Raw genomic sequence first — 13,749 nt, 5'->3', positions numbered from 1 at the left:
TGCGCAGGTCGGAGGCGGGCCACACGCGTCCCGGAGGCCGCGGCCCGCTGTGACACTGCTGGAAAATCTGTCTCCTGCCCGGCAGGATGAGCGCCATGGCAACGGAGCTGCGGGGCAAGGTCATCGTGATCACCGGAGGTGCGCAGGGGATCGGCGCGACCACGGCCAGAGCGCTGGTCCGGCTGGGCGCGCGCGTGGCGATCGGCGACATCGACCAGGTGGGCGCGGAGAAAACCGCCGCCGAGCTGGGTGGTGACACGCTGGCCCTGCCACTCGACGTGACCGACGGGCGCGCGTTCGGCGAGTTCCTCGACGAGGTCGAGCGACGGCTCGGGCCGATCGACGTGCTGATCAACAACGCCGGGATCATGCTGCTCGCGCCGCTGGAGCAGGAGGACGACGACGCGACCACGCGGCAGCTGGAGATCAACCTGCACGGCGTCATCCACGGGACGCGCGAGGCGGTCAAGCGGATGCGGCCGCGTGCCGCGGGGCTGATCGTGAACGTCGCGTCGATGGCGGGCAAGGCCGGTTTTCCCGGCGCCGCAACGTATTGCGCGACGAAGCACGCGGTCGTGGGGTTGTCCGAGGCGGTGCGGCTCGAGCTGCGGGGGTCCGGTGTGGACATCGCGTGCGTGATGCCCGCGGTGGTGCGCACCCACCTGGCCGACGGGCTGGTCGAGACGAAGTTGTTCAAGTCGCTGCGGCCGGAGGACGTGGCGCGTGCGATCGTGGACGTCGTGCGCCGGCCGCGGTTCGACGTGTACGTACCGCGTTCGCTGGACTGGACGGGCCGGCTCGGGCGGCTCGTGCCGAGGGCGGCGTCGGAGTGGTTCCTCCGGGCGGTCGGTGCGGACAGGGTGTTCCTGCGCGCGCACGCGGGTGCGCGCGCCGAGTACGAGGCGAGGGTGCGGCGGTCTTGAGTCTGAGTCTGTCTCCGGTGAGCCTGGCGGCCGCGGCGGCGAACGTGGCGGGGAAGCTGCGGGGCGGGGTGGCGGACCTGCGCCCCGTGCCGCGCACGCTGATCGACCAGGGGCCGAACCGGTCGGTGTACCGGATGCACGGTGGCGGGGACGGGCCGCCGGTGCTGCTGGTGCCGCCGCTGGCCGCGCCCGCGTTGTGCTTCGACCTGCGGCGCGGGTGCAGCCTCGCCGAGCACCTGGTCGAGCAGGGGCGGCGGACGTACCTCGTCGACTACGGCACGGTGGCGTTCTCCGACCGGCGGCTCGGCGTGGAGCACTGGATCGACGAGGTGCTGCCGACGGCGATCCGGAAGGTCAGCGAGGACTCCGGCGGGCAGGACGTGCGGGTGGTCGCGTGGTGCCTCGGCGGCTTGTTCTCGCTGCTCACGGCGGCGGACCGGCCGTCGCTGCCGATCGCGTCGATCGCCACGATCGCCTCGCCGGTGGACTTCACCGCGATCCCGCTGATCGCCCCGTTCCGCCCGCTCGTGGCGGCGACGGGCGGGCACCTGCTCACGCCGTTCTACCGGCTGCTGGGCGGCGCACCGTCCTATGTGGTCGGTCGCGTGTTCTGGGCGACGGGGATAGACAAGGAGATCACGAAGCCGCTGGCGATCCTGCGCAACCTCGACGACCGGGATTTCCTGGCGCAGCTCGAGGCCGTGGAGCACCTGATGGACAACATGCTCGCGTACCCGGGGCGGACGTTCGGCCAGCTGTACCACCGGTTCTTTCGCGCGAACGACCTCGCGGACGGGGAACTGGACCTGAACGGCCGGATCATCTCGCTGAGCGGCGTGCGCGTGCCGGTGCTCGTGGTCGCGGGCGAGTCGGACACGATCGCCCCGCGGCGGGCCGTGGAGCGGCTGACGGACCTGCTGCCGTCGGCGCCTTCGGTGGACTTCGTGGTGGCCCCGGGAGGACACTTGGGGGTGCTCACGGGGCGCCGGGCCCGGACGACCACGTGGGCTCACCTCGACGCTTTCCTGGGAGGCTCGTGATGGCGCTCGGCTTGGGGGCGGTGGTCGTGGTGCTGCTCGGGATCGCGCTGGTCGTGGACCTGCGGGACCGGCGGCGTGGCGGTGAGCGGAAGGTGCTGATGCCGCGCTGGGGTGACCGGCGGGCGCGGGGCCTGATCCGGATGTCGCCGATCGCCTGGGACACCTCCAGCGACCGGCTGGGTTCTCCTCGCGAGGAGGCGGAGGAGCGCTGAGTTCGAGGGTATGCGGCCGACATATCGTTACGCCGTCGAGGCCGAATTGCCGGCCTGCGTGAGCGTGCCGGTTTCGGCTCCGGGCGCGGCCGGGGAAATCGCGGTTAGCAGTGCGAGCATGTCATGGGTTTTGGCGTTTCTCCTGCCCGCTGGATTGCGTGGCGGGTCGACTCGTCATATGGACTGCTGGCTGTCGGAAGTCGAATTTTCGCTGTTGAACGGTACGGCCAGGTCGTCTAGAGCTTCGTAAATATCTTCAAGCGACATCTCCGGATCCTGTTTCGATTCTCGAACGGAACAAGAGTAGACTCTGTATCCGGTATATTCGGTATCGGTATTTTCCGGTTTCACTTGCACGGTAGACCCCTTCCTGAGTGGAGCGCATTCTTTGATCACGCGGGCGGTGATTCGGGACAACGGTAACACCTCCACTTGCCCGAAGATAGACGCACGTCTCCTTTTCAGCCATGTGGCTTTGTGAGAAGGATCGAGTATTCCCACGTTCGGATGCATGTCTTGTACACGCTCTGTAGCGCGTTGAGGCAAGCGATTGCCGTCACGATCGCCCAATCGACGTAGTGGATGCCCAGGAAGGACACCGCCTCCGGCAGTTTGGCCCAGTCGTCGGTTTGGGCACTCTTGTGGGCGATAAACAGACCGCTTGCCGTGATCGACAGTACCGCCGTGGCGATCAGGCAAACGCGCGCCGACAGAGTTCCTTCCAGTAGGCGGTTTCCCCGCGGATCGAAACCGAGCCAGGTCGCGGCAAGGGCCGGAAAAGCAAGGAAGAAGGCGGGGGCGTCCGTGTCCGGGTTTGCGTATCGCGATACTAGCAAACCTACTGTCCAGACGATTGCTGCGCACGCCACCGCAGCTATTGCGGCGCGAAGCATCGAACCGGGCGGAACCTCGAAGTAGTCAAATCTGATCTGCGGCTGTTCGTTTTCTTTGAATTGTGGCATATAGCGACAGTAAAAATGGGCATGCGATTGACCGAGTCGTCTTCTGAAACGACATTGTGGAAGCGATGGCGAGTCCTCTGCCCGCCGGTTTACCGCCGCCTCGAGACCGAATACTCGCTGGCGGGCTAGGTAAACGTCGTCGGGGCAGTCCAGATGCAAGTGATAACTTTTGCACGCCGCGCTCTTGTCGATATCTATCGTAATCTCGACTGGACGTGCTCCGAGGCCGATTCGTAAAGCGCCGAAGAGTGACCACGACTTGCGCTTGTTCTTTGGGCCGGTCATCTTCACTCGGGGGATCAGAATGTGCTCGTAGGAGTACCGTGTGGGGGTGCTCGGGTTGATGTCGATTAGCGCGGTGATCGCATAATGTGTGACGAGTCTGCGTACGAGCAGTATCGCGAGATCTCTAGGTTTATTGTTGTTGGGAATCAGCTTGGATAGTAGGTCAACACCGCTGTAATCCGCTGTTTCTTTGTCAAGATTGCGGTTTACGATCGTGCGCAGGGACACTTCTTCGGCTGTTCGGGCGTCGTCGGGTAGGTTGGTCCCCCTGGCGAGTCCGTATGAAGCCAGAAGCAGAAGATGCAGCACTTCGGCGACAAAGGTCACGTATTCGCGATACGAAAGCCAGGTTATGGGTTCGCCGACCTTGTTTTTCATCATCAGGTCGTCGTGCAACTCGCCCTTCTTAGCGATGATCGCCGGCAGATAGACCCGTTGGGGTTCTGTCGAATGCAGCAACCGCTTGGGAATGTTCACGTCGACCGAGACCGAGCATCTCAGCGTGCGCCTGTCGGGCGTATAGCGCTCAACCAGGCGTTGGTTTATCTGCGCAGGTCGAACAATCCCGATTGCGAAGACTTGTGCCTGTGTCAGGGTCAACCGCTTCGACAAGCTCGCCAAGTTCTGTAGTTCTCGTGAGCGGCTAGCGGCCACTTGACGATTCTTTTCGAACGGTTTGAGTGGCTGCTCTCGAAACTTCTTCGCATGAAACAAATATGAATATAGGGCCAACCCTGGTATGCCGACAAGTATGACGATCGCTAGCCACAACCAGTCGATACTTCCGCCGCTCAGTCCTGCGGGAAGAAGTATGGCGGCAGTCAGGAAGACTGCAACGCCGCCCAGAACGATCAAGTAACGGACGATTTTCTTGATCATATTTGACGGCTCCTGCCCAGCCCGGTTCATGCATATGGTGGTTAGGTGAGCAGATTTCGGGTAACACTACCACGGCGGGTGACCCGCCTCTTCGGTGCATCGGATGCTGTGCGGTCTTGCCTGCGCTTGTTTGTCACCCGTGCATTCACCAGCGGCATGACGAGCGGACGCATGGCGGGCGTTCGGAGCAGAGGCAATTGTGTTTCGAGAGCCAATATTCGGCAGGCGTTCGGGACCGTCTGCCATGTCGACCGGGCCGCGAGGTGCTTGGGCGCGGAAGCCGGCCGAGTCGTCGGCTGAGTTCGGCCGAACGCTTGACGGTTCGCCATTGAGGCGTGTCCAAACCGAGGTCGTTCACTCCGGCAGGTCCCGGTTCGCGGCCGTCCCGGTGCCTCGGCGCGGACGACGACCAGGCCGCCTTCGGTGACGGTGTGCTTGCCGTTGGCTTCGAACCGGAGCTGTTGGTGCGCGCCTGAGTAGGGTGAGTTGCTCTGTCGCTGGGCCAGCCGCTCGCCTTGCTTTCCCACCGTGTGCCACGATGCGCGTATGCCGGAGAACCCGTCCCGATATCCTGGCGCCCCTCGACGGCTTCAGGAGGTTTTCGTGGCTGTTTTGCCTGGAAGCGATCGCACCCCGCTCGTCCGCACCGACTTCAGCGACGACGCGGCGTGGCAGGCGTTGCTGGGCGAAATCGGGGACGGTTGGGTGGTCGTGGTGGACGATCCCGCGTACCGGGGCTTGTCCGTGGCGGACCTGGTGGCACTGGTCCCGGACAGCAGGCTCTACCCGGTGCTCGTGATCGCCGACGACTTTTCCGCTGGCGAGCGCACGGTGCTGCTGGTCGACGTGGTGGAGGAACCCGGCCGGACGCTGCGCGCCACCCCCGAGGGGGCGCGGTCGATGATCAGCAACCTGAGCATCCAGAATCGGACCTTCGACGACTACATCGACTCCGCGGGCGCGTCGGGCGTCTACCAGCTCTCGGACCGGCACCGCCAGGCACTGGCGGCGCTCGGTGGCTTTTCGTCGGTAGACACCAGCCGTGCCGTCGCCCTGGGCCGGAGCGGATCGGTTGGGGAGCCCGCGCAGCCGGGTCGCCGCGCGGAGCCCCGCAGCCGGGGCAGCGGGCGGAGCCGGCGCAGCGGAGTGTGCCGCCGGAGGCATGAACGCGGCACCGCCCGGCCGCCGTTGTTCGCAGCGACCGGGCGGTGCACCAACTACTTCAGCTCCGCGCTCGTCTTCCCCAGCACCCGCCGAGCCACGATCAACTGCTGGATCTGCTGCGTCCCCTCAAAGATGTCCAGGATCTTCGAATCCCGGGCCCACTTCTCCAGCAGGGACTCCTCCGTGTACCCGAACGCCCCCGCCAGTTCGACGCACTTCAGGGTGATGTCCACGACCGAACGGCCCGCCTTGGCCTTCGCCATCGAGGCCTGCAGTGAGTTCGGTTTGCGGTTATCCGCCATCCACGCCGATTCGAGCGTCAGCAGGTACGCCGCCTCGTAGTCGGCCTCCAGCTCCAGGTACGCCGCCGCCGCGGCGTGCTGGAGGTTCGCCGGCTTGTCGTAGTCGATCTCCACGCCCGCTTCGGACAGGATCCGCGCAGTCTCCTCCAGCGCGGCGCGGGCGAGGCCGACCGCCATGGCGGCCACCAAGGGACGGGTGTTGTCGAAGGTCTGCATGACCCCCGCGAAACCCTTCTTGGTGTCGATCTCCGGCGAGCCCAGCAGGTTCTCCTTCGGCACGCGGCAGTTGTCGAACCGCAGCACCGCCGTGTCCGACGCCCGGATGCCCAGCTTGTGCTCCAGGCGCACGACCTCGAAGCCCGGCGTGCCCTTCTCCACCACGAAGGACTTGATCGCCGCACGACCCTTCGACCGGTCCAAAGTGGCCCACACGACCACGGCGTCCGCGCGCTGGCCCGACGTCACGAAGATCTTCTCGCCGTTGAGCACGTACGAATCGCCGTCCTCGACGGCCGTTGTCGTGATGGCCGCCGAGTCCGAACCGCAGTCGGGCTCCGTGATCGCCATCGCCGCCCACAGCCTGCCGAACCGCGCCAGCTGCTCCTCGTTCGCCACCGACGCGATCGCCGCGTTGCCCAGGCCCTGCCGCGGCATCGACAACAGCAGCGCCACATCGCCCCAGCACATCTCGATCGTGCCGAGGACCGTGCTCAGGTTGCCGCCGTTGCGGTTACCGGAAGAGTCTTTCCCGGAAGATTCTCGCCGGACGCCTGCTGCACCGGCACCACCTTCCCCGGAAGAGTTCAAACCGTCGAGGACCGCGGCGAACATGTCCAGCTCTTTCGGGTAGGCGTGCTCCGCGCGGTCGTACTTCCGCGAAATCGGGCGCAGCACCTGGGAAGCCGCCTGGTACGCCTGGTTGATCAGCGCGCCGGCCTTCTTCGGGGGCTCGAGGTTGATCACAGCAAAGCCTTTCTGGGAGCAGGAGGAGCGCTAGAGGAGGACGACGCCTTCGGCGATGCCGATCGCCCGCAGGTCGCGGTACCACCGCTCCACGGGGTGTTCCTTCGTGAACCCGTGCCCGCCGAGGAGCTGCACCCCGGCGCTGCCGATCCGCATCCCCTTGTCCGCGGCCAGTTTCCGGGCCAGCGCGACCTCACGCGCGTACGGCTTGCCCTGCTCGGCCCGCGCGGCGGCCCGCAGCGTCACCAGCCGCATGCCCTCCAGCTCGATCGCGATGTCGGCCACCGAGAACGCCACCGCCTGCCGGTGGCTGATCGGTTCGCCGAACGCCGTGCGCTCGTTGACGTACGGGATCACGTAGTCCAGCACGGCCTTCGCGGTCCCGGTCGCCAGCGCGGCCCAGCCCAGCCGCGACAGGCGCACCACGTCGGCGAACACGTCGGGCGAGCCGAGCAGCGCGCCCGCGGGCAGCTTCACCTTGTCCAGGAACAGTTTTCCGGTCGCCGCGCCGCGCAGGCCCATCGCGGGCTCGGCCTCGACCGTCAACCCCTGCGACGAGGACTCGACGAGGAACAACGCCGGCCCGCGGCCTTCGAGGTCGGCCGACACGATGAACAACTCCGCCTGCGCGGCACGCGGCACCAGGGACTTCACGCCGTCCAGCTGGTACCCCGACGGCGTGCGGCGCGCCTTCACGGCGGGCTTGAACGGGTCGAACAGCGGGCGCGGCTCCTGCAGCGCGAGCGCCGCCGCCGGCACGTTCTCCCCGACGAACGCGGGCAGGTAGTCGGCCTGCTGCTGCGCGTCGCCCCACAGGACGAGCGCCGTGCTCACCGCCGACGGCGCCAGGACCGCCACCGCGAGCCCGAGGTCGCCGTGCGCGAGCGCTTCGGCGATCAGCGCGCTCGTCACGACCGAACGCTCCGTGCCCGCGCCGCCCAGCTCCTCGGGGATGCCGATGAGCGTCACGCCCAGTTCGGCGGCACGCGCGAGCAGGCCGTCCGGCGGGGCGAGCTTCGCGTCCGCCTCCGGCGCGGCAGGCCGCAGCTGCTCGGCGGCGAACTCGCGCACCGTCTCGGCGATCATCTGCTGCTCGTCGGTGGGCGTGACGTCGAACAGGCCCTTGTCCTCGGGCCTGCCCGGACGTGCCGGTTTCCCGGTCACCCGTGCCGACTTGAACGCCCGCGAAGCGGCGCCCGCGGCGCGGAACCCGTTCTTCGTCGCGGCGCCCACGAGGTTCTGCACGGGCACGCGCAGCCCCGCGCGTTCGAGCGTCCTGCTGCCCGCGAGCTTGGTCAACGCGGCGAGCCCCGCCCCCATGACATCCCGCTTCCGCCGCGGTGTTCCGTTGAGCGCTGCCACCTGGCACTCCTTGGTCGGCCGTTACCTACTCGCGAGTAGGTTAGCACGGATCCCGGTAGCTTGGCCCGCATGGAGATCCGACGACTGCACCGCGCCCCTGGCCGCATCGAGTTCCAGACCCGCCAGGGCCCGGCGGACGAGTGGCAGCCTGCCGGCGAGAACCCGCTCGGGTACCCGCCACCGTTCGGCGACGAATGGGAGATCGAGCGCCTCCGCCCGGCGGACGGCGCGGTCGTCCTGCCGTTCCAGCCGTTGTCGTTCCGCGACTTCATGATCTACGAGCAGCACGTGGTCGACGCCGGACGCGGCTACGCCCGCCGCTTCCTGCCAGCCGTGTCGCGCCTCGCGGGCGGGTACGAGGCGTTGACCAGGCGGGTGTTCCCCGCGTTCCAGCCGAACAAGCTCTGGTACCGCCAGCCCGTCTACTACATGAGCAACGCGCTGACGTTCGTGCCGAGCGGCACGCCGGTCTCCTGCCCGCCGTACTCGCAGGCACTGGACTACGAGCTCGAACTGGGCTTCGTGCTCGGCCGTCCGCTGCGGGACGCCACGCCGGAGGAGGCCGAGCAGGCCATCGCGGCGTTCGTCGTGCTGTGCGACTTCAGCGCCAGGGACGTGCAGATCCCGGAGATGCGCAGTGGTTTCGGCCCGCAGAAGTCGAAGCACTTCGTCAACTCGCTGTCGGCCACCGCCGTCACCGCGGACGCCGTGCGCTGGCGCGAGCTCACCGGCGCCGTCCGGATCAACGGCGAGGTCGTGGCGGAGCCCCGCAGCGCGGACGCCCGCTATTCGCTGGGCGAGTTGCTCGCGCACGCGTCACGCGGCGAGAACCTGTACGCCGGGGAGCTGTTCGCCACCGGCACGCTGCCGGGCGGGAGCGGGATGGAGAACGGGCACTGGCTGCGACCGGGCGACACCCTCCGGCTCGAAATCGAGGGAGTCGGCGCCATCGAACACCCGATCAGCTGACCTCGAGCACCGTCTTCATCAGGACCTCCAGCTCCGCGGGCAGGTTGGGCCGGGCGTTGAGGCGGCGCGTGCGCGCGAGGTCGTTGGCGATCGTGAGCGCCGCGTGCACGGTGATCTTGGCTTCGCGCGGGGGGAGTTCCGGCCGGGCGGCACACAGCAGGTTCACCCACTGGGCGACGTAGTCCCGCTGCACACGCACGAGCTCGGCGCGTTCCTGCTCGGCCAGGTTCACGCCGTCGATGGAGAACGACACGCTCAGCTCCGCCGATCCGGTGAGCACGCGCACGTAGGAGTCCACCAGCCGGCGTAGCGCCTCCGCCTCGTCCGAGCTCCCGCGCAGCGCCTCCTCCGTGCCGAGCGCGAGGCGGTCGGCCGCCCGGCGCGCGATCGCGTGGAGCAGGCTCGCCTTGCTGGGGAAGTGCCGGTACACGCTCGGTCCCGCGATGCCCGCTGCCGCGCCGATGTCCTCCATGCTCACGTCGTGGAAGCCGCGGCGGTGGAACAGCTCGGCGGCCGCGGCGAGCAGCTGCTCGCGGCGGGAGGACGTGCCGAGGTTGCTCACCGGAACCGGTGGCGCGGCCTCACCCGCCTCGGGCAGGTCGGCCTGCAGCACGCGTTTGGCGAGTTCCGTGAGCAACTGCACGAACCGGCGTTTGGCCACCGTCGTGTGGTGGACGGAGACACTGCCGAACACGCTCAGCGCCGCCCAGCACAGCAGCTCCGCGTCCGACGCGGACAGCTCCGGCCGCTGCTCCATCAGCACCTTCGCCCAGGACGTGAGGATCGCGCTGGAGCGGCGGCCGATCTCCCGCTGGTCCTCGGGCGAGAGGTGCTTGCCCTCCCAGCGCCACAGGGCCGCCACGTCGCGCCGCTCGACCGACGCGGCGGCGATGCCGCCGAGCAGGCGGTCCACCTGCTCGGCGTCCGGCTTGTCCAGCGTGCTCAGGGCCCGGGTGGTCTCCGTCTCCATGTCGCGTACGGCGGAGAGGAGCACGTACGCGAGCACGGCCTGCTTGTCGGCGAAGTGCCGGTACAGCGCGGGGCCGGTCACGCCGGCCGCCGCGGCGATGTCGTTGATGCCCACCCCGTGGTAGCCGCGGGCGCGGAACAGCTCGGCCGCACAGGCGGCGAGCTGGTTGCGGCGGTCCGCGGCGCGACGGCTTCTGGGGGTCGTCATGGTGAGACAACTCTAGCTCGCGCGGATCACACGGCAACCGGTTGACACCTGGGGATTCAGGCGGATTATGTTAATGAGGATTAGCGTGAACCCGAGGAAAGGCCGCACGCGTGAGCAACGAGGCATACATCTACGAGGCCATCCGCACGCCTCGTGGCAAGAACAAGGGCGGGTCCCTGCACGGGACCAAGCCGATCGACCTGGTGGTCGGTCTGATCGACGAGCTCAAGGCGCGCCACCCCGGTCTGGACCCGGCCAGGATCGAGGACATCGTCCTGGGCGTCGTGTCCCCGGTCGGTGACCAGGGCGCCGACATCGCGCGGGCCGCGGCGATGGCCGCCGGCCTGCCCGACACCGTCGCCGGCGTGCAGCTCAACCGGTTCTGCTCGTCCGGGCTGGAGGCCGTCAACCAGGCCGCGGCCCGCGTGCGCTCGGGCTGGGAGAGCCTGATCCTCGCCGGTGGCGTCGAGTCGATGTCGCGCGTGCCGATGGGGTCCGACGGCGGCCCGATGTTCACCGACCCCGCCACGAACTACGACACGTACTTCGTGCCGCAGGGCATCGGCGCCGACCTGATCGCCACCATCGAGGGCTTCTCGCGCGAGGACGTCGACCGGTTCGCGGTCCGCTCGCAGGAGAAGGCCGAGGCGGCGTGGTCGGGCGGCTACTTCGCCAAGTCCGTCGTACCGGTCAAGGACATCAACGGCGTGACGATCCTCGACCACGACGAGCACCGCCGCCCCGGGACCACGCTGGAGAGCCTCGCCAAGCTCAAGCCCGCGTTCGAGGGCATCGGCGAGTTCGGCGGGTTCGACGCGGTGGCGCTGCAGAAGTACCACTGGGTGGAGAAGATCGACCACGTGCACACCGGCGGCAACTCGTCGGGCATCGTCGACGGCGCCGCGCTGGTGCTGCTCGGTGACGAGCAGGTCGGCAAGGACCTCGGGCTCACGCCGCGGGCGCGCGTCGTGGCCACCGCGATCACCGGCTCCGACCCGACGATCATGCTGACGGGCCCGACGCCCGCGACGCAGAAGGTGCTCGCGAAGGCGGGCCTGACCACGGACGACATCGACCTGTTCGAGCTGAACGAGGCGTTCGCGTCGGTCGTGCTGAAGTGGATGAAGGACCTGAAGCTGCCGGAGGAGAAGGTCAACGTCAACGGCGGCGCCATCGCGATGGGGCACCCGCTGGGCGCGACCGGTGCCATGATCCTCGGCACGATGGTGGACGAACTGGAGCGGCGCCAGGCCCGCCGCGCGCTGCTGTCGCTGTGCATCGGCGGCGGCATGGGTATCGCGACGATCATTGAGCGGGTGTGAGCATGACCAACACGATTCAGTGGGACTCCGACTCCGACGGCATCGTCGTGCTGACCCTGGACGACCCGAACCAGTCGGCGAACACGATGAACGCGGACTTCCGCGAGTCCTTCGCGAAGACCGTCGACCGGCTGGAGTCCGAAAAGGACTCGATCACCGGTGTCGTGCTCACCTCGGCGAAGAAGACGTTCTTCGCGGGTGGTGACCTCAGGGACCTGATCCAGGCGACGCCGGAGCACGCGGCGGAGTTCACCCGCAGCACCGACGAGATGAAGGCGCAGATGCGCCGGCTGGAGACGCTGGGCAAGCCGGTCGTCGCCGCCATCAACGGCGCCGCGCTCGGTGGTGGCCTGGAGCTCGCGCTCGCCGCGCACCACCGCATCGTCGCCGACGTGAAGGGGACCGTGCTCGGGTTCCCCGAGGTGACGCTGGGTCTGCTGCCCGGCGGTGGCGGCGTGGCGCGCACCGTGCGGCTGGTGGGCATCCAGAACGCGGTGATGAACTGGCTCGTGCAGGGCCAGCGGCACAAGCCGGCCAAGGCCGTCGAGCTGGGCCTCGCCCACGAGGTCGTGTCCTCTGTGGACGAACTGCTGCCGAAGGCCAAGGAGTGGATCAAGGCCAACCCCGGGGCGCAGCAGCCGTGGGACGTCAAGGGCTTCAAGATCCCCGGTGGCACGCCGTCGAACCCGTCGTTCGCGGCGAACCTGCCCGCGTTCCCGGCGAACCTGCGCAAGCAGCTCAAGGGCGCGCCGATGCCCGCACCGCGCGCGATCCTCGCCGCGGCGGTCGAGGGCGCGCAGGTGGACATCGACACCGCGACGAAGATCGAGACGCGCTACTTCGTGAGCCTGGCGACCGGCCAGGTCGCGAAGAACATGACGAAGGCGTTCTTCTTCGACCTGCAGCACATCAACTCCGGTGGCTCGCGGCCCGACGGCTACGAGAAGTACACGGCGAAGAAGGTCGGCGTGCTCGGCGCCGGCATGATGGGTGCCGCGATCGCGTACGTCTCGGCGAAGGCCGGGATCGACGTGGTGCTCAAGGACGTCTCGCTGGAGGCGGCCGAGAAGGGCAAGGGCTACGCGGTCAAGCTGGAGGAGAAAGCGCTTTCTCGCGGCAAGACCACGAAGGAGCGCTCGGACGCGTTGCTGGCGCGCATCAAGCCGACGGCCGACCCCGAGGACTTCAAGGGCGTCGACTTCGTGATCGAGGCCGTGTTCGAGAGCCAGGAACTGAAGCACAAGGTGTTCGGCGAGATCGAGAACATCGTCAACCCGGACGCGGTGCTCGGCTCCAACACCTCGACGCTGCCGATCACCGGTCTCGCGCAGGGCGTGCGGCGCCAGGAGGACTTCATCGGCATCCACTTCTTCTCGCCGGTGGACAAGATGCCGCTCGTGGAGATCATCCGCGGGGAGAAGACGTCGGACGCGACGCTCGCCAAGGTCTTCGACTTCACGCTGCAGATCAAGAAGACGCCCATCGTGGTGAACGACAGCCGCGGGTTCTTCACCTCGCGGGTGATCGGCACGTTCATCAACGAGGCGGTCGCCGCGGTCGGTGAGGGCGTCGAGCCGGCGTCGATCGAGCAGGCGGGTGCGCAGGCCGGGTACCCGGCGCCGCCGCTGCAGCTGATGGACGAGCTGACCCTGACGCTGCCGAGGAAGATCCGGCAGGAGACGCGTTCGGCGATCGAGGCCGCGGGCGGCACCTGGACGCCGCACGCGTCGGAGGCCGTGATCGACCGCATGATCGACGAGTTCGACCGCAAGGGCCGCTCGTCGGGCGCGGGCTTCTACTCCTACGACGAGAACGGCAAGCGGGCGGGGCTGTGGCCGGGCCTGCGGGACGCGTTCAAGTCGGGCAGCGCGCAGGTCCCCTTCAAGGACCTGCAGGAGCGGATGCTGTTCGCCGAGGCGCTGGAAACCGTGAAGTGCTTCGACGAGGGGGTGCTGACTTCGGTGCAGGACGCCAACATCGGGTCGATCTTCGGCATCGGCTTCCCGGCGTGGACCGGGGGTGTGATCCAGTACATCAACCAGTACGAGGGCGGGCTGAAGGGCTTCGTCGCGAGGGCCCGCGAGCTGGCCGAGCGGTACGGTGACCACTTCCAGCCGCCGGAGAGCCTCGTGAAGAAGGCCGAGAACGGCGAGATCTTCGAGTAAGGGCAAGGGAAAAGGCGCTCTCTC

At 67.9% G+C, this 13,749-nt stretch carries 10 protein-coding genes and 1 pseudogene; 7 read left to right on the top strand and 4 right to left on the bottom strand.

What is annotated here, in order from left to right; genetic code table 11:
* Positions 1-86 precede the first annotated feature (86 nt).
* The 3 genes from BMZ92_RS06565 to BMZ92_RS06555 are packed head-to-tail and all read left to right on the top strand — an operon-like array spanning position 87 to position 2,175.
* Positions 87-923: an SDR family oxidoreductase gene (locus BMZ92_RS06565; protein WP_091504790.1), complete on the top strand. Its 837-nt coding sequence runs from the start codon at positions 87-89 to the stop codon at positions 921-923.
* A 2-nt stretch (positions 924-925) separates the two neighbouring features.
* Positions 926-1,963, top strand: a complete 1,038-nt coding sequence (locus BMZ92_RS06560; RefSeq protein WP_245782939.1) for an alpha/beta fold hydrolase — start codon at positions 926-928, stop codon at positions 1,961-1,963.
* Complete coding sequence (locus BMZ92_RS06555; protein ID WP_091504789.1) at positions 1,963-2,175, top strand: hypothetical protein; 213 nt, start codon at positions 1,963-1,965, stop codon at positions 2,173-2,175. Before BMZ92_RS06560 ends, BMZ92_RS06555 begins: the two co-directional genes overlap by 1 nt.
* 461 nt (positions 2,176-2,636) lie before the next feature.
* Here BMZ92_RS06555 and BMZ92_RS36780 read toward each other — a convergent pair whose 3' ends face one another.
* Positions 2,637-4,301, bottom strand: coding sequence for a hypothetical protein (locus BMZ92_RS36780; RefSeq protein WP_143249807.1), 1,665 nt, complete (start codon positions 4,299-4,301; stop codon positions 2,637-2,639).
* Positions 4,302-4,847: 546 nt separating this feature from the next.
* Between BMZ92_RS36780 and BMZ92_RS38775 the strand changes: the two are divergent.
* Positions 4,848-5,267 (top strand): annotated as a pseudogene (locus BMZ92_RS38775) (DUF6924 domain-containing protein); the annotation flags it as partial.
* A 251-nt stretch (positions 5,268-5,518) separates the two neighbouring features.
* Here the strand turns inward: BMZ92_RS38775 and BMZ92_RS06545 are convergent.
* Together BMZ92_RS06545 and BMZ92_RS06540 are read right to left on the bottom strand one after the other, a co-directional pair.
* Positions 5,519-6,730, bottom strand: coding sequence for an acyl-CoA dehydrogenase family protein (locus tag BMZ92_RS06545; RefSeq protein ID WP_091504787.1), 1,212 nt, complete (start codon positions 6,728-6,730; stop codon positions 5,519-5,521).
* 30 nt (positions 6,731-6,760) lie between these two features.
* Positions 6,761-8,050, bottom strand: a complete 1,290-nt coding sequence (locus BMZ92_RS06540; protein ID WP_091504786.1) for an acyl-CoA dehydrogenase family protein — start codon at positions 8,048-8,050, stop codon at positions 6,761-6,763.
* Positions 8,051-8,161: 111 nt separating this feature from the next.
* On the opposite strand from BMZ92_RS06540, the gene BMZ92_RS06535 reads away from it, so the two are divergent.
* Complete coding sequence (locus BMZ92_RS06535; RefSeq protein ID WP_091504785.1) at positions 8,162-9,061, top strand: fumarylacetoacetate hydrolase family protein; 900 nt, start codon at positions 8,162-8,164, stop codon at positions 9,059-9,061.
* On the opposite strand, the gene BMZ92_RS06530 is transcribed toward BMZ92_RS06535, so the two are convergent.
* Complete coding sequence (locus BMZ92_RS06530; RefSeq protein WP_091504784.1) at positions 9,054-10,238, bottom strand: TetR/AcrR family transcriptional regulator; 1,185 nt, start codon at positions 10,236-10,238, stop codon at positions 9,054-9,056. The two genes, BMZ92_RS06535 and BMZ92_RS06530, sit on opposite strands and share 8 nt — an antisense overlap.
* 110 nt (positions 10,239-10,348) lie before the next feature.
* Between BMZ92_RS06530 and BMZ92_RS06525 the strand changes: the two genes are divergently transcribed.
* Together BMZ92_RS06525 and BMZ92_RS06520 are read left to right on the top strand one after the other, a co-directional pair.
* A complete protein-coding gene (locus BMZ92_RS06525) occupies positions 10,349-11,560 on the top strand; it encodes an acetyl-CoA C-acetyltransferase (protein ID WP_091504783.1) in 1,212 nt (403 codons plus the stop codon).
* Positions 11,561-11,562: 2 nt separating this feature from the next.
* Positions 11,563-13,725 (top strand): 3-hydroxyacyl-CoA dehydrogenase NAD-binding domain-containing protein, encoded by a 2,163-nt coding sequence (locus tag BMZ92_RS06520; RefSeq protein WP_177228555.1) that lies wholly within the window; start codon positions 11,563-11,565, stop codon positions 13,723-13,725.
* Positions 13,726-13,749: the final 24 nt, after the last annotated feature.

This window comes from Amycolatopsis sacchari (assembly GCF_900114035.1).
GTDB classification, from domain to species: Bacteria; Actinomycetota; Actinomycetes; order Mycobacteriales; family Pseudonocardiaceae; genus Amycolatopsis_E; species Amycolatopsis_E sacchari.
Note: the sequence above shows the minus strand (reverse complement) of the source record. Positions and strands in the feature narration are given on the sequence as shown.